At 59.4% G+C, this 19680-nt stretch carries 15 protein-coding genes; 3 read left to right on the top strand and 12 right to left on the bottom strand.

Annotated features, from left to right (window positions below; translation table 11 throughout):
* Nucleotides 1–242: 242 nt before the first annotated feature.
* The gene (locus tag HU739_RS16795) at nucleotides 243–3008 is read left to right on the top strand and encodes an RHS repeat domain-containing protein (RefSeq protein ID WP_186551522.1); all 2766 of its coding nucleotides are present in this window, start codon (nucleotides 243–245) and stop codon (nucleotides 3006–3008) included.
* Nucleotides 3009–3074: 66 nt separating this feature from the next.
* Here the strand turns inward: HU739_RS16795 and HU739_RS16790 are convergent, their stop codons facing one another.
* The 11 genes from HU739_RS16790 to HU739_RS16740 form a co-directional block, all read right to left on the bottom strand.
* Nucleotides 3075–3719, bottom strand: a complete 645-nt coding sequence (locus HU739_RS16790; protein ID WP_039756400.1) for a methionine ABC transporter permease — start codon at nucleotides 3717–3719, stop codon at nucleotides 3075–3077.
* Nucleotides 3709–4830 carry a methionine ABC transporter ATP-binding protein gene (locus HU739_RS16785; RefSeq protein ID WP_186551521.1) on the bottom strand — a complete coding sequence of 374 codons (1122 nt, stop codon included), beginning with the start codon at nucleotides 4828–4830 and terminating at the stop codon, nucleotides 3709–3711. The genes HU739_RS16790 and HU739_RS16785 overlap by 11 nt, the downstream gene beginning before the upstream one ends.
* A 2-nt stretch (nucleotides 4831–4832) precedes the next feature.
* Nucleotides 4833–5642, bottom strand: a complete 810-nt coding sequence (locus HU739_RS16780) for a MetQ/NlpA family ABC transporter substrate-binding protein (protein ID WP_186551520.1) — start codon at nucleotides 5640–5642, stop codon at nucleotides 4833–4835.
* A 119-nt stretch (nucleotides 5643–5761) separates the two neighbouring features.
* Nucleotides 5762–7120, bottom strand: coding sequence for an LLM class flavin-dependent oxidoreductase (locus HU739_RS16775; RefSeq protein WP_186551519.1), 1359 nt, complete (start codon nucleotides 7118–7120; stop codon nucleotides 5762–5764).
* A complete protein-coding gene (locus HU739_RS16770; protein WP_186551518.1) occupies nucleotides 7120–8313 on the bottom strand; it encodes an SfnB family sulfur acquisition oxidoreductase in 1194 nt (397 codons plus the stop codon). Before HU739_RS16770 ends, HU739_RS16775 begins: the two co-directional genes overlap by 1 nt.
* Nucleotides 8314–8336: 23 nt before the next feature.
* Nucleotides 8337–9578: an SfnB family sulfur acquisition oxidoreductase gene (locus tag HU739_RS16765; RefSeq protein WP_186551517.1), complete on the bottom strand. Its 1242-nt coding sequence runs from the start codon at nucleotides 9576–9578 to the stop codon at nucleotides 8337–8339.
* A gap of 349 nt (nucleotides 9579–9927) precedes the next feature.
* Entirely contained in the window at nucleotides 9928–10692 is a 765-nt protein-coding gene (locus HU739_RS16760) for a hypothetical protein (protein WP_186551516.1), read from the bottom strand.
* Between the two features lie 474 nt (nucleotides 10693–11166).
* On the bottom strand, nucleotides 11167–11916 hold the full coding sequence (gene tcyN / locus HU739_RS16755; protein ID WP_186551515.1) for an L-cystine ABC transporter ATP-binding protein TcyN: 750 nt from the start codon (nucleotides 11914–11916) through the stop codon (nucleotides 11167–11169).
* A 4-nt stretch (nucleotides 11917–11920) separates the two neighbouring features.
* Nucleotides 11921–12586 (bottom strand): cystine ABC transporter permease, encoded by a 666-nt coding sequence (tcyL, locus tag HU739_RS16750; RefSeq protein WP_186551514.1) that lies wholly within the window; start codon nucleotides 12584–12586, stop codon nucleotides 11921–11923.
* Nucleotides 12586–13386: a cystine ABC transporter substrate-binding protein gene (gene tcyJ / locus HU739_RS16745; RefSeq protein ID WP_186551513.1), complete on the bottom strand. Its 801-nt coding sequence runs from the start codon at nucleotides 13384–13386 to the stop codon at nucleotides 12586–12588. Before tcyJ ends, tcyL begins: the two co-directional genes overlap by 1 nt.
* Nucleotides 13387–13732: 346 nt before the next feature.
* Complete coding sequence (locus HU739_RS16740) at nucleotides 13733–14743, bottom strand: D-cysteine desulfhydrase (protein WP_186551512.1); 1011 nt, start codon at nucleotides 14741–14743, stop codon at nucleotides 13733–13735.
* Between the two features lie 189 nt (nucleotides 14744–14932).
* Here HU739_RS16740 and epsC point away from each other — a divergent pair, with 189 nt between their 5' ends.
* Nucleotides 14933–15859, top strand: coding sequence for a serine O-acetyltransferase EpsC (gene epsC / locus HU739_RS16735; RefSeq protein ID WP_186551511.1), 927 nt, complete (start codon nucleotides 14933–14935; stop codon nucleotides 15857–15859).
* A 411-nt stretch (nucleotides 15860–16270) separates the two neighbouring features.
* Nucleotides 16271–18232, top strand: a complete 1962-nt coding sequence (betT, locus tag HU739_RS16730; RefSeq protein ID WP_186551558.1) for a choline transporter BetT — start codon at nucleotides 16271–16273, stop codon at nucleotides 18230–18232.
* 246 nt (nucleotides 18233–18478) lie between these two features.
* On the opposite strand, the gene HU739_RS16725 is transcribed toward betT, so the two are convergent.
* On the bottom strand, nucleotides 18479–19537 hold the full coding sequence (locus HU739_RS16725) for a LacI family DNA-binding transcriptional regulator (RefSeq protein WP_186551510.1): 1059 nt from the start codon (nucleotides 19535–19537) through the stop codon (nucleotides 18479–18481).
* Nucleotides 19538–19680: the final 143 nt, after the last annotated feature.

Raw genomic sequence — 19680 nt, 5'->3', positions numbered from 1 at the left:
AATCTAGGAATCGTCCTGCAAAGGGCGGTGGTCATGCCCGGTGAAACGGAAAATTACCTGTGGGAAATCTCTGGTTTTCACCAAGGATCTTGCCTTTTATTCGTAACAGCGACGTCATCAGACGAGTTCAGTGGCCATGAGCCATCGCGGTGCACGCAGCTTAGCACCTGTTAGTTCTTACAGTATCGAACCAAGGAAAACCGGCTCAGTATGGGGACACTGACCCGAGGACTCGCGTAGCCGTGAACACTCGCCGCGACACCACCACGCCGACCTTGTCGGTCATTGACCCGCGCGCATTGGCAATTCGTAGCGTTGCCTATTGTCGGCATCCGGACAAACCCGACATCGACGCGCGCATCACCCGCCAGGTGTTTGATAACGCGGGGCGTCAGGTGGCGTCGTGGGATCCGCGGTTGTGGGGCGTTGCGCCGAAGCCGAATCTGACCACAAGCTACGCATTGAGTGGCCAGGCATTGTTCACAGACAGCGTTGACGCTGGCTGGCAGGTGCGGCTGTTGAATGAAGCGGGTTCGATGTGTTCTGGCTGGGATGCGCGCGGCAGCCAGAGTCTTCGCCAATACGATGATCTGCAGCGTCCGCTGGCGCTGACTGAGCAAGCGCATGAGGGGCAGTCCTGCGTGGTCGAGCGCTGGACTTATGGCAGCGCCACGGATGATTGCGCCCAGCACAATCAATGCGGCCGTCCGATCCGCCACGATGACCCTGCCGGCAATCGGCATTTCAATGACTACGGCCTCGGCGGCGCAGTGCTGGTGGAGTCGCGACGTTTTTTGATTGAGCTGGAGACGCCTGACTGGCCAATCGAACCCGATCGGCGGGATGACTACCTCGAGAAAACAACCTACGTCACCCGGCAGACTTTCAATCCGACAGGCGACTTGCAGCATCACACCGACGCGATGGGCAACATCAGCACGCAGCACTACAACGTGGCCGGGCAATCTTGCGCAACCTGGCTGTTGCAGGCCGGCGACGGCAGGCAGCCGACGTGTCTGGTCAGTGCCATTCGCTACAACGCGCAGGGTCAGATCGAAAGTGAGACGGCCGGCAACGGCGTCATCGCCCGTGCCGAATACAGCCGCGATGACGGCCGGTTGCTCAGACTGCTCGCCAGTATCGGCGCGCGACCTGCGTTGCAGGATCTGAATTATGTCTACGATCCGGTTGGCAACATCATCAGCCTGGAAGACAAGACTCAAGTCGTGTCCTGGTTCAACAATCAGCGAATCGCTCCGGTCAGTCGGTATCGCTACGACAGCCTTTATCAGCTGGTCGAGGCCAGCGGCTGGGAGGTCAGCAAGCCGAGCCATGGCCCGGCATTGCCGGATCTGCTGCCAACGCCGCTGGACCCCAATCAACGGCGCAACTACACGCAGAAATTCGATTACGACGCAGCGGGTAATCTGATCACCCGCCACCACAGCGGTGCGACGGGGTTTTCGATGTACACCTCCCATCACAGCAATCGGAGCCTGGCGCAGCGCGACGATGGTTCTTTGCCCGGGGAAGCGGAGATAGCGCTGGGGTTTGATGCGGCGGGTAGTCAGTTGGAGTTGCAACGTGGTCAGGCCATGACGTGGAATGTCCGTAATGAGCTAACTCGGGTTGCGCTGGTCAACCGCGGGAATAAGACCGATGACTACGAATGTTATCGCTGCAGTGAACCGGGTCATCGGCTGCGCAAGACCCATGTCATTCAAGCATCCGGGAAGATGCGTCGAGCGGAAGTGCGCTATCTCCCGAACCTTGAGGTCCACCGCGGGGCGGATGGTCGAGAATGGCATGTGATCAGTGTCGAGACAGGGCTTAATCAGGTGCGCCTGCACTATTGGCCTGATGGCGATGAAATTGATCAGCAGCGTTATAGCCTTGGCGATCATCTCGGCTCCAGCACTTTGGAATTGGATGAGTCTGCCGGGCTTCTCAGTCAGGAGCACTTTTACCCGTATGGCGGTACGGCGTGCTGGGCAGGCAGAGATGCACTGACGGTAAAGCACAAGACAACCCGTTATTCGGGCCGGGAATTCGACGCTACCGGACTTTATTACTATGGATATCGATACTACGCGCCATGGCTGCAGCGCTGGATATGTCCCGACCCGGCAGGAAAGGCTGATGGGCTGAATCGCTATACGATGGTGGGAAATAACCCTGTCGGCTTTTACGACTGGCAAGGCACGGTAAAAATTCCGGCAGATATTTTCATCGGCGATATCGTCAACCCTATGGCCAAGAGCATTGGGACGGGATGGTTTGAAGAACTAATCTGGAACGACGAAGCACAATCGTTCGCGAGCACCGGCGTGGTTTATGGGCGGGGTATGCAAGTTTACGAGGGAGAGTCCTCAGTCTGGAGACCGACTGCATTCGGTGATGCAGTAGCCCTGTTCCGCGATCAAACCGGGAGGCTTCGTCTCTTTGCCAATATGTATCAACAACATATGGGCATACAGCCGGGTATGGGGTTGCCAGAGTTTGCGGGCATATTGAAAATCGATCCGCTGAACCCCGCAGGATTTTCCATCGACAATAGTTCTGGCCATTACAAGCCGGAACCTTCTGTTGGCCATGAAGCGCTGGTTGGTGAAATCGCACCGGCCCAGTCGGTCAGATTTGCCACGATTCCTGAAAGCCTGGGTTTTGGTTCGGCACTGCGAATGGATTCGATTGATTCCCCCGAGCAGTATTCAATTCTTGTCAATCGATTCAAACACGATTATCGAGGCCTTATCGGATACTTGAAGGAGCATGGTGTATGGGAGGCTGCCAAGGCGCTTTGGGAAAACAGTAAAGCGCTTGGCCTCATCTTCGAGATGGACGCGACAGGGCTGAGCGCTCAGGAAATCTATATGAAACGTTCCGTGCTGGCGACCGAACCTGTATCGGCGCCCATGTCGTCCTCACTGACCGTAAGCAATCCAGAGCCATCCACCCAACCCAAAACCAGCAAATCCTCCTTTTTCCAGCGTTTGTTTTCTCGCTAACCTTTGCTGCGGTGAATGCTATCAGCGCAAGAGGGCAGCATTCCCTTGCGCTGATTAAGTATGGACTCAACGCTTGTTCAACCCCCGCGCCAACCGATCCCCACCCAACTGGATCACCGCCACTAACGCCACCAGCAACACGATCACCGTCAACATGATCTGGCTGTCAAAACGTTGATAGCCGTAGCGATAAGCGATATCACCCAAACCGCCCGCACCAATCGCACCGGCCATGGCCGAGGAGTTGATCATCGTCACCAGGGTGATGGTGAAACCACCGACAATCCCCGGCAACGCCTCAGGCAGCAACACATGCCAGACGATGTGCCAGCGCCGGCAGCCCATCGCTTGCGCGGCCTCGATCAGACCATGGTCTACCTCGCGCAGACTGACTTCGGCAATCCGTGCAAAAAATGGCGTCGCGGCAATGGTCAGCGGCACCACCGCCGCCCACACACCGTAAGTGGTGCCGACGATCAACCGGGTGAACGGAATCAGCGCAACCATCAGAATCAGGAACGGGATTGAGCGGAACAGATTGACGAAGGCGCCCAGCGCACGGTTCAACAGCGGCGCCTCGTAGATGCCGCCCTTGTCGCTGGTGACCAGAATCACTGCCATGGGAATCCCCACCAGCAGCGCGATCAGTGAAGACACGCCGACCATCAAAAACGTATCGATAAAGCCCTGCAGCAAGCGATCAAACCACATAGCCCAGTACCTCCACCCGTTGCGCCCACTGCCCGGCGCTTTCACGTAATTGTCCGGCGTCGAGCGATGAGCCGCTGACGGCCAACAACAGTTGCCCGAGCGCATGGCCCTGAATTCGTTCAACGCCGCCCTGAAGCAACTTCACCCGGCCACCGAGCGCCGCAAATAATGCGGCCAGATCCGGTTCATCAGCGGCACTGCCAGTGAACTGCAAGCGCAACACCACAGCCGCTTCGCAAGAGGTTGGCTGCGTCAGCAAACGGCTCTGCAACTCCTCCGGCAACGCGTGTTGCAGCGGTGCGAGCAAGGTCTGGCTGACCTCGTGCTGCGGATTGCCAAACACTTCCCAGACCGGGCCTTGCTCGACGATACGGCCGTGCTCAAGCACGACCACGCGGTCGCAGATTTCACGGATCACCGCCATTTCATGGGTGATCAAGACGATGGTCAGACCCAGGCGTTTGTTGATCTCGCGCAGCAGGCCGAGGATCGATTGCGTGGTTTCCGGATCCAGCGCTGAAGTGGCTTCGTCGCACAGCAAAATGTCCGGGTCATGCACCAGCGCGCGGGCGATGCCGACCCGCTGCTTCTGCCCGCCCGACAGTTGCGCCGGATAGGCCTTGTGCTTGCTTTGCAGGCCAACCAGCTCGAGCAATTCGCGGACCTTTTTCTCGCGTTGCTCTTTCGGCACCCCCGCCACTTTCAGCGGCAATTCGACGTTTTGCCAAACGGTCTTGGCCGACATCAGATTGAAATGCTGGAAGATCATCCCGATACGCCGGCGCAATGCGACGAGTCGGTCTTCATCGAATTTGCCGATGTCCACCTGATCGATCAACACCCGGCCCGAGGTCGGTTGTTCGAGACGATTGATCGTGCGGATCAGCGACGATTTGCCAGCGCCGCTGCGGCCGATGATGCCGAACACCTCACCGCGCTGAATCGCCAGATCGATGCCCTGCAATGCCGCGACCGGGCCTTGCCCACCGTTATAGGTTTTGCCCAGGCCGATGAAGCGCACATGGGCGCGATTGAGTTCAGGATGAAGCTCGGTCTTTTCAGCGTTGTGTGGCTCTGGAATGGCCAGTCGCCGTTGGATCGCGGCCGTCATGCTCAGCTTTCCCAGCCGGCTTGATACAGCTTGCCGTGGGCCTTATCCAGCGCCGCGCGCACCACCGGTGAATGCTGGTAGATGTCGACGAACTTGATCAGGCGCGGGTCGGTTTTGCTTTTCGGCTGGATGACGAACTGAATCACGTATTCCTTGTGGTCGAGACCGTCGAACAGCAGTGCCGAGCCAGCATCGAAGGTCTTCGCCAAACGAATGTAGGCCGGATAACCCTGGACCAGATCGGCATCGTCATAGGCGCGCACCAGTTGCACGGCTTCGACTTGCAGAATCTTGATCTTTTTCGGGTTGGCGACGATGTCATCCTCGGTGGCTTTGTAGCCCACCCCCGGTTTCAGCGTGATCAACCCGGCCTTGGCCAGCAGTTGCAGGCCGCGACCGCTGTTGATCGGGTCGTTGGCGATGGCGACGCTGGCGCCTTCGGGCAGTTCATCGAAGCTTTTGTATTTCTTTGAGTACAGGCCGACGTTGTTGATGATTCCCGGTGCGAACGGCACCAGGTCAAAACCTGACGCGGCTTTGGCGTTTTCCAGAAACGGGATGTGCTGGAAATAATTCACGTCGATGTCGCCGGCGGCGAGGCTGACGTTGGGCGCGATCCAGTCGGTGAATTCCACCAGTTCGACTTTCAGACCTTGTTTGGAGGCCTCCTCGACGGCGGCTTCCAGAGGGATGGCAAACGCGGCGGTGGTGCCGATTTTCAGCGGTGCATCGGCGGCGAATACCGCCGAACTGAACAGGCCGAAGGCCAGGGCCAGTGCTTTGACTGGGTGGGACAGGAGTTTCTGGGTCATGATGGTTTTTCCAGTCAGTGCATGAATTTGTGGTGTCTGGGCGGGCCTCTTCGCGAGCAGGCTCGCTCCTACATTTGGAATGCGTTCCCCTTGTAGGAGTGAGCCTGCTCGCGAAGCTTTTAATGTCTGTACGAAGATCCGGTGTGTTGCTCAGGTAACTGCGCCCCCGCGTGAAACAACTTCTCGCGCAAGGTGCCACTGTCATACGCGGTCTTGTACGACCCGCGCCGCTGCAGCTCCGGAATCACCAGCTCGATAAAGTCGACGTAGCTCTCCGGGGTCACAATGCGGGTCAGGTTGAAGCCGTCGAGACCGGTTTCGGCGATCCACGCTTCCAGCTCATCGGCGACTTGCCCGGGCGAGCCGACCACGGTGATGTAGCGACCACCGAGCGCGTGCTGGTCGAGCAACTTGCGTCGGGTCCAGTCGTTGTTCTGCAGGTTTTTCGTCGCCGATTGAATGGCGTTGCTCTTCACGTACTGGATCGGTTCGTCGATCTGGTATTGGGAAAAGTCGATGCCGGTCGATGCGGAAAAATGCGCCACGCCTGCCTCGGCACTGGCGTAGCTCAGGTACTCGGCGTGCTTGGCCCACGCCGCTTCTTCGGTGGCGCCGACGATCACGTTGAGGCCCATGAACACCTTGACGTCTTCGGGGTTGCGCCCGGCTTCGACGGCGCTTGCGCGGACCTTGTCGACCTGTACTTTGGTCGATGGCTTGTTCTGGCCGCTGATAAACACGCACTCGGCATGACGCCCGGCGAAGAGCAAACCGCGATCGGAGCTGCCGGCCTGAAACAGCACCGGTGTGCGCTGCGGCGAGGGCTCGCAGAGGTGATAACCCTCGACCTGATAGAACTCGCCGGTGTGCTCGACCTTGTGCACTTTGTCGGGCTGCGCATAGATGCGCTGCTCGCGGTCGTTGAGCACCGCGCCGTTTTCCCAGCTGCCTTCCCAAAGTTTGTAAAGCACCTCAAGGTACTCGTCGGCCTGGTCGTAGCGGCGGTCATGTTCGACCTGTTCGCGCAAGCCCATGGCTTTGGCGGCGCTGTCCAGATAACCGGTGACGATATTCCAGCCGACCCGTCCACGGCTCAAATGATCAAGCGTCGACAGGCGTCGGGCGAACAGATACGGCGGCTCGTAAGTGAGGTTGGCGGTCAGGCCGAAACCGAGATTTTTGGTGACGGCCGCCATTGCCGAAACCAGCAGCAGCGGATCATTGACCGGTAACTGGATCGACTCTTTCAGCGTCACGTCAACCGAGTTCTGGTAGACGTCATACACGCCGACGATGTCGGCGATAAACAAGCCGTCGAACAGCCCGCGCTCAAGCAACTGCGCCAGTTCGGTCCAGTATTCAATGGTGTTGTAACGGGTCGAGGTATCGCGCGGATGCGTCCACAAGCCGTGGTTGATATGACCGATGCAGTTCATGTTGAACGCATTGAGCAGGATCTTCTTTTTCGCAGCGGGCATCAGATTGTCCCCCGCAGCGGCGGCTTTTCATCGTTGAGGTAGTAGTTGCCCACCGCGTGATACTTCCAGCGCACCGGGTCGTGCAGGGTGTGCACCCGGGCGTTGCGCCAGTGACGGTCGAGGCCGTGCTCGCTGAGGGTGGCCTGGCTGCCAGCCAATTCGAACAGTGTGCTGCCGGCGGCGAGAGAAATCTCTGTGCTGATCGCCCGTGCTTCGGCAACGGCAATCGAGGCAGCGGCGACGGTCTCGGCATTGGTGTCGGCTTGCGCGGCATCGAGAAATTCGCCGGCGCGTTCCAGCAGGGCTTCGGTGGCGTGCAGGCGAATGCTCAAGTGGCCGAAGCTCTTCAGCGTCAGCGGATCTTGGCTGGCGTTGTCGTTCCCCGAATCGATCCATGGCCGCGTCTTGCTGCGCACAAAATGCAGCGCATCCTCGTAAGCAGCGCGGGCAATACCGGTGTCGATGGCGGCATGAAGAATCTGCGCGAGCGGACCGACGGTGGTCGGGCGTTCGAAAGCGCTCTGGAACGGCAGCACATCGTCAGCCGCTACATACACATCCTCGAACAGCACCGAACCGCTGCCGGTGGTGCGCTGGCCGAAGCCGCTCCAGTCATCGATCACGGTCAGGCCTTTGCTGTCGCGCGGGACGAAAGCCAATTGCTGCACGCCGTGCTCATCGACCACGGACGTCGGAATGCGCTGCGCATAGATCGCGCCGGTTGCGTAGAACTTGCGACCATTGATGCGGTAGCCAGCACCGTCACGCTTGAGGCTGGTGACACGGTCGTGGGCGGTTTTGGTGCCCAGTTCCGCCAGCGCATTACCGAAGCGTTGGCCGGCGAGGACTTCGGCGTATAGCCGCCGTTTCTGCTCGTCGCTGCCATTCACGCGCAGCACTTCGAGTGCGTAGAAATGGTTCTGCGGAATCTGTCCCAGCGAGCCGTCGGCCTGAGCGATCAGCGCGATGACTCTGGCCAGGGTGACGTTGGATACGCCAGCGCCGCCATATGCCTTCGGCACGCTGATGCCCCACAGGCCGGAGCGGGAAAATACTTCGAGTTCCGCCAAGGGCAGGCGGCGTTCGCGGTCGCGCAGGGCACTGTCGCGTTTGAAGTCTTCGGCCAGGTCGCTGGCGACGATCAGCGCCTGCTCATCGCTGGTGATGACTGCGACGGGGTGAGAAAAAGTCATGTGCTTCTCCAGATGTCTGGTCGTTAGATCCAGGAGTGACGAGCAGGCAACGTGCCGTTCAGGCGATAGGCGCCGACCGCGTGGTATTTCCAGCGCACCGGGTCGTGCAGGGTGTGCACGCGGGCGTTGCGCCAGTGGCGGTCAAGATTGAATTCGGCGAGAGTCGCGCGGCTGCCGGCCAGTTCGAAAAGCTTTTCGCTGGCCTGCAGCGAGATTTCGGTGGTCAGCACTTTCGCCTCGGCCACCGCAATCGAGGCACGTGCGGCGGATTCGGCGGTGAGCGGCGCGGCGTGCACCTGATCGAGCACTTGCCCGGCCTTGCGCAGCAGCGCTTCGGCGGCGTGCAGTTCGATTTTCAGTTTGCCGATGTCGGCGATCACGTAGAGGTCATCGCTGGCGCGCTCGACCTTGGCATCGATCCAGGGCCGCGCGCGGGTTTTCACAAAGTCGATGGCGTCGTCGATGGCGCCACGGGCGATGCCGGCATCGATTGCTGCCTGGATCAACTGCGACACGGCGCCCTGGGTGTTCGGGCTTTCGTTGATCTTCCAGTTGTCGACCACCAACGCCGCGTCGACGCGCACGTTGTTGAGTAAGATCGTGCCGCTGGCGGTGGTGCGCTGGCCGAAGCCCGACCAATCGTCAACGATGCGCAAACCCGGTGTGCCACGACGGACGAAGGCCAGCACTTGCTTGCCGTCATCGTTGAGCGCTTTCACCGCGACCCAATGGGCAAACAGAGCGCCGGTGGAGTAGAACTTCTGGCCGTTGATCAGGTAATCGTCGCCGTCGGCGGTGATTCGCGCTTTCAGTTCCAGGGTATTTTTAGTGCCGCGCTCCGGGCCGGCATTACCGATGCGCCAACCTTCCAGAACGCTCTGGAACAGCTGTTTCTTCTGCGCTTCGGTGGCGCTGCCGAGCACCAGATTGAGGATGCCGAACTGGTTCTGCGGAATCTGCCCCAGCGCCGGATCGGCGGCGGAAATGATTGCGAACACCTCGGCCAGCGTCACGAACGAAACCTGCGGGCCGCCGTAAGCGCGCGGGATGGCAATACTGCCCAGGCCGCTGCGGGTGAACTGTTCGATTTCCGACCACGGCAGCTTGCGCTGGCGATCGCGTTTGGCCGCCTGTACGCGGGCGACCTGCGCCAGCTCCCGGGCGGCCTGGATGGCTTGGGCGTCGTTGCGCAAGACTTGTGCGGGCAACAACAGTGGGGCGATGTCCAGATCCGACTGGACGTTTGCATCGGCCAGACTGGACATCAGCGCCGCTCCCTGGCTGCACGCAATGCCCTGGCGATCTGCACTGGGGTGATTGTGTTCCGGACCATGCTACCTACCTCACATTTCATGAAAAACGCCGCGAAGTGCGACGATTGAAAGAATGTCCGGTGGTCCGGTGCATATACCCTAAGCGTGTATAAAAATTAAATAAACTAACTTTTAGGAATATGTATAGAAGGGTGTGTTGGCTGTCTGGTTAACCATTTATCGAGGAATCCTTGTGGGGCGGGGATTTTTCCAGGCCGGGTTGCGAAGCGAGCCCATGAAAGGGACTGCTACGCAGTCCAACGGGGATAAATCCCCTCGCCACGAGGCCCGCTGGCCACAGTCATTTCTTTATGGGGTCGGCGGCTTTGAGTGCTGGTTTCAGCGGCACCTTGAGGTACGGGTTTACACAACCGATTTTCAGCGTCCGTGGTGGCGCCCAGTTCGAGTTGTTGCCGACCCGGTCGATGACGCAGTAGGTCACGTCCAGACGTAGATCCTCACCGGCTTCGACGATGACCGCCGGCGGCACCCAGACCTGAATCGGCAGGTCGAGATCCGCCGCCGTGACCGGTGTCAGGTCCATGCGTACATCGCCCCAGCGCAAGGTGATTTCGTCGCCTTCGGCCATGTTCACATAGGGTTCGATAGTCAGCGGCACGCCGCGTTTGATCTGGTTCGGATTGACGCCCTGGCGGCGAATGGCGTCGGGGAGGGTAACGGGCGCCAATTGCTGGTTTTCATCGCCGCAGAGTGTCGATGGCTGGCCACCGGGACAATCGAGTTTGACCTGCACCCGAGTCGCCGCCGACAGCGCAGGGCCATGGCCGACCTGCATGACCCGATAGTGGATGCGCGCGGCGCCGCTGGCGATGAAACTCTCCGGCACGCGCAGGCTGACTGTGGTGCCGACGTCTTCGGTTGTCAGCACGCGGGAGGCGACATAGCACTTGTTCCAGAACAGTTCGATGAGGTCCCCGCAGTCCATCTCGGGGTAGGGCGGAACCTCGACAAACAGGTGTGCCGCGGCGGCCAGGTTGATAGCGGTTTTTTGCGCTGGCGCCAGAGTCGGCGCTGCCAGTTCGGGGGTATGCGAAGTGCGGGTCATCGATTTCTCTCCTTGAAGCCTTGCAGCGAAGTCCGTTTCTGAAAGAACAAAAGGGCGTGAATAAACTGGCAATAAAACCTGGAACTTTTATTCAAGTTGAATACGGGGTGGTTGAACTAATAGAGGCCAGTTGTCGACTAGATAAGAGGGCGTTGGTCGCGGTGTCAATAGACGGTTTTAGTTAACTCGTGAATTACGGGTTAATCAGAAAGTTCCTACGGCGGCGCCGCAGAATGCCTAGGCCTGAAGGCGAAACAAGCCACGTAACCAAGGCGTTTCTATGTTTTTTAGCGCAGGTTAATCTGCAGGCATTCACAGCGGTTTGGGGTGTTGCCAGACAAGGATTATCTGTTGCGGAACATGAATAGTTCACGCATCTGATAGTTTTTATCAGGAGGGAAGTGTGCGGCAGTATTTCAATGAGGCGGGGGTAACTTCCATCCGTGGAAGTTGTCGGTAGCGCAGTGAAAGTTCTCAGGCGTGGTTGAGAAACTTGCTGAGAAACTGTTGGGTGCGTGGCTCTTTCGGATTGGCAAACAGTGCTTTGGCTTCACCTTGTTCAACAATCACGCCTTTATCGAAAAACACTACCCGGTTGGCCACGTCGCGGGCAAAACCCATCTCGTGGGTGACGATCACCATGGTGCGCTTCTCTTCAGCCAGACTGCGGATGGTCGACAGCACTTCACCGACCAGTTCCGGGTCGAGGGCCGAGGTCGGCTCGTCGAACAGGATCACTTCCGGCTCCATCGCCAGCGCCCGGGCAATCGCCACGCGCTGTTGCTGACCGCCAGAGAGGCGGCGCGGGTAGGCATCCTCTTTGCCGGCGAGGCCAACCTTGGCCAGCAGCCTTTTGCCCAGGGCAGTGGCTTCGTCGCGTGGCATCTTCTTGACCACGATCGGGCCTTCAATGACGTTCTCCAACGCTGTGCGGTGGGGAAACAGGTTGAAGTTCTGGAACACGAAGCCGACGTGCTGGCGCAAGTTACGCACCAGGCTCTGCTGCTGGTTCAACGGGCGACGGGTATCGATTTCGATATTGCCGACCTTGATCCGGCCGCTGCTGGGCTCCTCAAGGAAATTCAGGCAGCGCAGGAACGTCGTTTTACCCGAGCCGCTGGGGCCAATGATTGCCACCACCTCGCCTTCCTGCACCTGCAGATCGATGCCGTTGAGCACCACTTGACCCTTGAATTGCTTGGTCAGTTTTTCCACGACGATCATGGGGTCAAGACTCCTGGTCGTGCCGGTTGACCCGCGCTTCCAACTTGTTCTGGAAGTGCGAAAGCACTGTGGCCAGAATCCAGTAGATCAGCGCGGCGGCAAGATACATGGTGAAGACTTCGAAAGTCCGGGCGGTAATCAACTGCGCCTGGCGGAACAGTTCCGGTACCTGAATGGTGGCAGCCAGCGCGGTGTCCTTGACCAGTGAAATGAAGCTGTTGCCCAGCGGCGGCAATGCCGTGCGCATGGCTTGCGGCAGGATGGCCCGGCGCAAGGTCTGCGCACGGGTCATGCCGATGCTCGCAGCGGCTTCCCACTGGCCCCGTTCGATCGAACCGATCGCAGCGCGCAGGATTTCACAGGCGTAGGCGGCCATATTCAGTGAGAAGCCGATCAGCGCTGCTGGCAGCGGATCGAGTTCCAGGCCCATTTGTGGCAGGCCGTAATAAATTACGAACAGCTGCACCAGCAACGGCGTGCCACGAAAAAATGACACATAGATGCGTGCCAGCCAACTGACCGACTTGAAGCGCGACAGGCGCATCAGCGCCAGGCCGAAGCCCAGCAGCAGGCCGAAGAACATCCCGCCGAGGCTGAGGACTACCGTGTAGTACGCGCCCTTCAACAGAAAGGGCGCGGAATCCAGCGCGAGTTGGAAAGCTTCTTCCATTATTTAGTAACGTCTGCGTTGAAGTACTTCTTCGACAGCTTCTCAAGAGTGCCGTCAGCACGCAGTTCGCCGAGAGCCTTGTTCACCGCAGCCAGCAGTTCAGGTTCGCCTTTACGCAGGGCGATACCGGATTCCTGACGGGAGAAGGCTTCACCGGCGGCCACGGTTTTCGGGGCTTTCTTGGCGTATTCGAGCGCGGCCAGACGGTCGATCAGGATGGCGTCGGTGCGACCGTTGTTGAGGTCGGCAAACTTGGTCGGATCATCGTCGTAGGTGCGCACATCGGCGCCCGGCACGTTGGCGCGGACCCACTGTTCGTAGTTGGTCCCCAGACCTACACCGACTTTTTTGCCGGACAGGTCAGCAGCGGTCTTGATGTTCAATGCCGCTTCTTTGCTTTTCAGCACCAGGGCTTGAATGCCGGAGACGGTATACGGTTCGGAGAAGTCGTACTTCTTCTTGCGCTCATCGGAGATGGTGACCTGGTTGACCACGAGGTCCAGACGCTTGGATTCCAGCGCAGCGAGAATGCCGTCCCATTTGGTCGGCTGAATCTTGGCTTTGACGCCGAGTTTTTGTGCCAGGGCTTCGGAGAGCTCGACTTCGAAACCGGACAACTTGCCGTTTTCATCGACGAAACTGAACGGTGGGTAAGTGCCTTCCAGGCCGACGTTGAGAACGCCTTTGTCCTTGATCTGCTGCAACTGCTCACCGGCCACTGCCTGGGTGATCAGGCCGGTGCTCAGCGCCAGGCCCAGCGAACCGACCAGCAGAGTGCGACGTAGTGCGGAAAAATTCATGACAAGCCCCTGTGTTTTCTTATGGAAGACGCTTAAGGAAGTAGGCAAATTCGTGATGTTGAACGACAGCGCTATCCTGCCTTAAAGCAGCTTATGCGTCTCGCCCGAAATTCGCCTGCGGCGAGACTATATGACGACGTCGTTAGACTTGAAAATAATAATTCTCTGATCCGTTAGTCTTTTCTGGAATATATCGGTGGCGAGGGAGCTTGCTCCCGCTCGGCTGCGTAGCAGACGCAAAATCTGCCACCACAATCCAATTGAACTCAGTGATGGCTGAGTTTCGGGGCGTTTCGCACCCCGGGAGCAAGCTCCCTTGCCACAGGATTATCTGCAGCCAGGAGGATCAGGTGTTCAGAAAATCCTTGTACGCAAACAACGCCGGCGCGCCACCGGTGTGCAGGAAGATGATCGGGCCGTCCTCGAAGCGCTGCCGGCCAATGCCGTCGAGCAGGCCGGCCATGGCCTTGCCGGTGTAGACCGGGTCAAGCAGCAGACCTTCCTGGCCCGCCAACAGTTTCACCGCGGCCAGTGTGCCGGCATTCGGTTCGCCATAACGCGGGGCGAAATATTCATCCCACAACTCAACCTTGAAGCTGGCCGGCAGCTCGACACCGAGCAGCTCTGCCGTGCGTTCGGCCAGACCCTGCACCTTCGGCCGCTGATCTTCTTCACTGCGCGAAACGGTCACACCAATCACCGGCAATTGTGGCAGCGCTTCCTGCAGGGCCAGCGCCAGACCGCTGTGTGTCCCGGCGCTGCCCGAGGCCAGCACCACCGCGGCGAAATCGAGGCCGCTGTCCTTGATCTGCTCAGCCAGCTCCAGACCTGCGCGCACGTAACCCAAGGCACCGAGTGCGTTGGACCCGCCAATCGGCACCAGATAGGGTTTCTTGCCATTGCTGCGCAGGCGCACGGCGAGGGCGGCCAGTTGTTCGTCGGCGTTGTCGAGGTTGTCGACCAATTCGACTTTGGTGTCGAACAGATCAAGCAGCAAGCGGTTGCCGTTGCCGGTGTAATTGCTGTCATCGGTGCCCAGCGGATTTTCCAGCAGGGCCACGCAGCCGAGGCCGAGCCTGGCGGCGAGTGCGGCGGTCTGGCGGACGTGGTTCGATTGCAAGGCACCGGCGGTGATCAGCGTGTCGGCGCCTTGGGCCAGCGCATCGGCGGCGAGGTATTCGAGTTTGCGCAATTTGTTGCCACCCATGGCCAGCGGCGTCAGGTCATCGCGCTTGATGTACACCTCGCGGCCGAGCCACGCGGACAGGCGCGCAAGTCTTTCCAGCGGGGTGGGGTGGCTGAGCAGGTCGAGGCGTTTAAAGCGTTCCAGTTGCTGTTTGAGCGGTTGTTTAAACATGGTTCCGTACTGGCGCAGAGAGATAAACGGACTATAGGCACGCCCTTTTGCAGGGGCAACCGCCAATCGCTTATAGCCAAACGAACTGAGCACAGCACTATCAGTTCTTAATTCGCCTTGGCAGGCATCCCTTAAAGTAGTTGCGGTGACGCGGCCAGACAGTCCGGCCGCCCGTGAGGAGTCTTTACCGTGAGCGAGCGTTCCAGCCATTGGCAACTACACACCATCGTCGGCCAGCTACGCAGTGCGCGGGATCAGTGGCGCGCCCAGAACGGCCGGGCCTCCGGCGAGCAGGGCGGACGCGAGTTACCGTCGCGAGCGGCGATGGCGGAGATTCTCGAAGCGCTGTGCGGCGCCTTGTTTCCGATGCGTCTGGGTCCGGTGGACCTGCGCGAGGAAAGTGAAGATTTCTACGTCGGCCACACGTTAGATGTCGCGCTGAACGCGTTGCTGGCGCAGACGCGGCTGGAACTGCGCTATGCCGCCCGGCACAGCGCGCAGCATGATAGCGAAGTCGAAGCCCGCGCCATCCAGATCGTGCAGGATTTCGCCTTGGCATTGCCGGGTCTGCGCACGTTGCTCGATACCGACGTGCTGGCGGCCTATCACGGTGATCCGGCGGCACGCAGTGTCGATGAGGTGCTGTTGTGCTATCCGGGCATTCTCGCCGTCATCCATCATCGTCTGGCGCACCATTTGTACCGCGCCGGGCTGCCGCTGCTGGCGCGGATCAGCGCGGAAATCGCCCATTCGGCCACGGGCATCGATATTCACCCCGGGGCGCAGATTGGCCGCAGTTTCTTTATCGACCACGGCACCGGCGTGGTGATCGGCGAGACCGCGATTATCGGTGAGCGCGTGCGGATTTATCAGGCAGTCACCCTGGGGGCCAAGCGCTTCCCGGCGGATGAAGACGGCCAGTTGCAAAAGGGCCATCCGCGCCATCCGATCGTCGAAGACGATGTGGTGATTTACGCCGGGGCGACCATTCTTGGGCGGATTACCATTGGCAAGGGTTCGACCATCGGTGGCAACGTGTGGCTGACGCGCAGCGTGCCGGCGGGGTGCAATCTGACCCAGGCGAATCTGCAGCATGATGATGGGACGCAGAAGTAAGCTTCTGAATGTGCTTCGCGGCTGCTGACCTCTTCGCGAGCAAGCCCGCTCCCACATTGGATCTGTAACCGGCACAAATCCCCTGTGGGTGCGGGCTTGCTCGCGAAAGACTTTCAGGCCGGATCGAGGTAGTGGCCTTCAGCCAATTCAGCAGTGAACGAATGCCCCAAAACCCACGTCATACGCCTCCCTGGGCTACTGTAGGAAATCTACCGCCCAGCCCTGCGATTAGTCCTTACCACCCTATCCATGTTTAACTTGAACGTTCATTCAAGTTAAACCGGTGGTTCGCTGCCCGCTCACAACAGGAGGCTTGCCTTTGCTGAGTCCGATCATTTCAGCCATGTTTCATTGCTTCGAGGTGCACGTTTCATGAGTGCATCGTCCACCCCCGCCAGCGGTCTGGTGCGCATGAATCCGCCGGTGTTCTACTTCGCCGCGACGGTGATTCTGCTGTTTGGCCTTGTCGTCATTGCCATGCCCGAACAGGCCGGCGCCTGGTTGCTGGAAGCGCAGAACTGGGCGGCCAATACGGTCGGCTGGTACTACATGCTCGCGATGACCCTGTATCTGGTCTTCGTGGTGGTCACCGCGTTATCCGGCTACGGCAAGATAAAACTCGGTGCCGACCACGACGAGCCCGAATTCAGTTACCTGTCCTGGGCCGGCATGCTGTTTGCGGCCGGGATCAGCATCACGCTGTTTTTCTTCTGTGTTTCCGAACCCCTGACCCACATGCTGCAACCGCCGCAGGGCGAGGCCGGTACGGCGGATGCGGCGCGACAAGCGATGCAGATTCTGTTTTTGCATTGGGGCCTGCATGGCTGGGGCGTGTTCGCCTTTGTCGGCATGGCGCTGGCCTACTTCGCCTATCGTCACAACCTGCCGCTGGCCCTGCGTTCGGCGCTTTATCCGCTGATCGGCAAGCGCATCAACGGCCCCATCGGCTATGCGGTGGACGGTTTCGGTATCATCGCCACGGTGTTCGGTCTCGGTGCCGACATGGGCTTTGGCGTGTTGCACCTGAATTCGGGCCTGGACTATCTGTTCGGCATCGCCCACACCCAGTGGATTCAGGTCGGCCTGATCACGCTGATGATGGGCGCGGCAATCATCGTTGCGGTCTCTGGCGTCGATAAAGGCGTGCGGGTGATGTCCGATATCAACATGCTGCTGGCCTGCGGGCTGTTGCTGTTCGTGCTGTTCGCCGGGCCGACTCAGCACTTGCTTAACACGTTGATCCAGAACGTCGGCGACTACCTCGGCGCCTTGCCGATGAAGAGTTTCGACCTCTACGCCTATGACAAGCCGAGCGACTGGCTCGGTGGCTGGACGGTGTTCTACTGGGCCTGGTGGATCGCCTGGTCACCGTTCGTGGGCCTGTTCATCGCGCGGATTTCTCGCGGCCGGACCATTCGCGAATTCGTCTTCGGTGTGCTGCTGATTCCGCTTGGTTTCACCCTCGCGTGGATGTCGATTTTCGGCAACAGCGCCCTTGATCAAGTGCTCAACCACGGCATGAGCGCGCTGGGCATGTCGGCCCTCGATAATCCCTCAATGAGCATTTATCTGCTGCTGGAAACCTATCCGTGGAGCAAAACCGTTATCGCCGTGACGGTGTTCATCAGCTTCGTGTTCTTCGTCACCTCTGCCGACTCCGGCACCGTTGTGCTCTCGACGTTGTCGGCCAAGGGCGGCAACCCGGATGAAGACGGGCCGAAATGGCTGCGGGTGTTCTGGGGCGCGATGACTGCGCTGATCACCAGTGCCTTGCTCTTTTCCGGCAGCATCGATGCACTGAAGTCTGCCGTGGTGCTGACCTCCTTGCCGTTCTCGTTGATCCTGCTGCTGATGATGTGGGGCCTGCACAAGGCGTTCTATCTGGAGTCGCAGAAGCAGATTGCGCAACTGCATTCGCTGGCGCCGGTCTCCGGTTCGCGGCGTGGCACCGGCGGCTGGCGACAGCGCCTGAGTCAGGCGGTGCATTTCCCGTCGCGCGATGAGGTGTACCGTTTCATGGACACCACGGTGCGCCCGGCGATCGAAGAAGTGACCGCGGTGTTTGTCGAAAAAGGCCTGAACGTGGTGACTCAGCCAGATCCGGCGCATGACAACGTCAGCCTGGAAATCGGCCATGGCGAGCAGCATCCGTTCATCTATCAGGTGCAGATGCGCGGCTACTTCACACCGTCCTTCGCCCGTGGCGGCATGGGTTCCAAGCAGCTCAACAACCGCCGCTACTACCGCGCCGAAGTGCATCTGAGCGAGGGCAGTCAGGACTACGATCTGGTCGGCTATACCAAAGAACAGATCATCAACGACATCCTCGACCAGTACGAACGGCACATGCAGTTCCTGCACCTGGTGCGTTGATCGACGACTCGGCGCTCAGCAGCTTCAGGCCGAAAAAAGCTTGATGGCGGTTGCGCGACTATGCCTGCAAAGTCTGCGGTATGTGATCCGCAGCCTTCGCGGGCAAGCCCGCTCCCACAGTTTTTTGGGTTGATACAGAGTTTGTGAACGACGCGAAATCCTGTGGGAGCGGGCTTTGCCCGCGAGGCATATTGTCAGTCGACAATTGAAGTAGCTGACACTGCGCTTTCGCGAGCAAGCCCGCTCTTACTGGCGTGCGCAATTGCGCAGGATGCTCTCGCGTTCGATGACTGTGCATTGCAACAAATTCAGCCGCTGCACCTCATCGCACGGCAGCACCCCAAGGCTTTCCAGCACCCGCATTGCCGCCAGCACTCCAATCTCCAGCGCCGGCGGCTTGACCGTGCTCAGACTCGGCAGCAGCATCTCGGCAAACGGGTAATCGCCGAAGCCCAGCACGGCGCAGTCTTCCGGGATTTTGATACCGGCGCGTTGCCCGGCGAGCAAGCCGCCGGCGGCGAGATTGTCATTGGCGAAGATGATTGCGTCGGGGCGCGGTGAGGCGTTCATCAAGACGTCCATCGCTTGCTTGCCGGCCTCGAACGGTGCGCGGTCGGCGTCTGGGGCGAACACCCATGGCTCAAGCCCTGCGGCGCGCAACGTCGCGGCATAACCGTCGCGGCGCTCCAGTGCACTGAAGTCGCCGGGCGCGCTGTTTTGTACAAACGCGATGCGTTGGTAGCCTTTTTCCAGCAGATGTCTCGCTGCCGCTACGCCCACTTCAACATGCGAGAAACCAATCTGCATCGGTCCACGTTCGGGTTGGTAATCCCAGGTCTCGATGACGGGAACATCTGCCTCGGCAATCATCTTCTCCGTGCCCGCGCTGTGGAAATGGCTGGTCAGCACCAGCGCCGCCGGCGACCAGCCGAGGAATGCGCGCACGGCGTTTTCTTCCTGCTCGATATCGAAGTAACTCGACGCCAACAACAGCTGATAACCGTGACGGCTGAGGGTGTCGCTGAAGCCTTGAATCGTATTGGCGAAGATTGGCCCGGAGATATTCGGGATCACCATGCCGACGATTTTCCCTCGCGCCGAAGCCAGACCGCCGGCGACGAGATTGGGCACGTAACCCAATTCGGCCACGACGGCTGCAATCCGTTCTCGGCGCTCGGGCGAGACCAGTTCGGGCTGGTTGAAATAACGCGACACGGTGATCGCCGAAACACCAGCCTTGCGCGCCACGGCACTTAACGTCACACGGCCGGCGCCTCGTCGTTTGCGGGGCTTTTGTTCGCTCAAGGCTCAGTCCTTTATAAAAACAAAATCGCATATAAAAGTAATTTTTCAGTATTGGACGCTCTATGCGCGGCTTGCCAATACTGACGATGTTAGCGCTAACAAAGCGCGTTGTCTGCTACTCGCTCGAGCGAATGCCGAAGACA

This window comes from Pseudomonas hamedanensis (assembly GCF_014268595.2).
Classification (GTDB): Bacteria; Pseudomonadota; Gammaproteobacteria; order Pseudomonadales; family Pseudomonadaceae; genus Aquipseudomonas; species Aquipseudomonas hamedanensis.
Note: the sequence above shows the minus strand (reverse complement) of the source record. Positions and strands in the feature narration are given on the sequence as shown.

Bases quoted from the DNA above. Each gene is read 5' to 3' on its own strand.
- HU739_RS16790 (WP_039756400.1), bottom strand. From the start codon at position 3,719: ATGTGGTTTGATCGCTTGCTGCAGGGCTTTATCGATACGTTTTTGATG.
- HU739_RS16785 (WP_186551521.1), bottom strand. From the start codon at position 4,830: ATGACGGCCGCGATCCAACGGCGACTGGCCATTCCAGAGCCACACAAC.
- HU739_RS16780 (WP_186551520.1), bottom strand. From the start codon at position 5,642: ATGACCCAGAAACTCCTGTCCCACCCAGTCAAAGCACTGGCCCTGGCC.
- HU739_RS16775 (WP_186551519.1), bottom strand. From the start codon at position 7,120: ATGCCCGCTGCGAAAAAGAAGATCCTGCTCAATGCGTTCAACATGAAC.
- HU739_RS16770 (WP_186551518.1), bottom strand. From the start codon at position 8,313: ATGACTTTTTCTCACCCCGTCGCAGTCATCACCAGCGATGAGCAGGCG.
- HU739_RS16765 (WP_186551517.1), bottom strand. From the start codon at position 9,578: ATGTCCAGTCTGGCCGATGCAAACGTCCAGTCGGATCTGGACATCGCC.
- HU739_RS16760 (WP_186551516.1), bottom strand. From the start codon at position 10,692: ATGACCCGCACTTCGCATACCCCCGAACTGGCAGCGCCGACTCTGGCG.
- tcyN (WP_186551515.1), bottom strand. From the start codon at position 11,916: ATGATCGTCGTGGAAAAACTGACCAAGCAATTCAAGGGTCAAGTGGTG.
- tcyL (WP_186551514.1), bottom strand. From the start codon at position 12,586: ATGGAAGAAGCTTTCCAACTCGCGCTGGATTCCGCGCCCTTTCTGTTG.
- tcyJ (WP_186551513.1), bottom strand. From the start codon at position 13,386: ATGAATTTTTCCGCACTACGTCGCACTCTGCTGGTCGGTTCGCTGGGC.
- HU739_RS16740 (WP_186551512.1), bottom strand. From the start codon at position 14,743: ATGTTTAAACAACCGCTCAAACAGCAACTGGAACGCTTTAAACGCCTC.
- betT (WP_186551558.1), top strand. From the start codon at position 16,271: ATGAATCCGCCGGTGTTCTACTTCGCCGCGACGGTGATTCTGCTGTTT.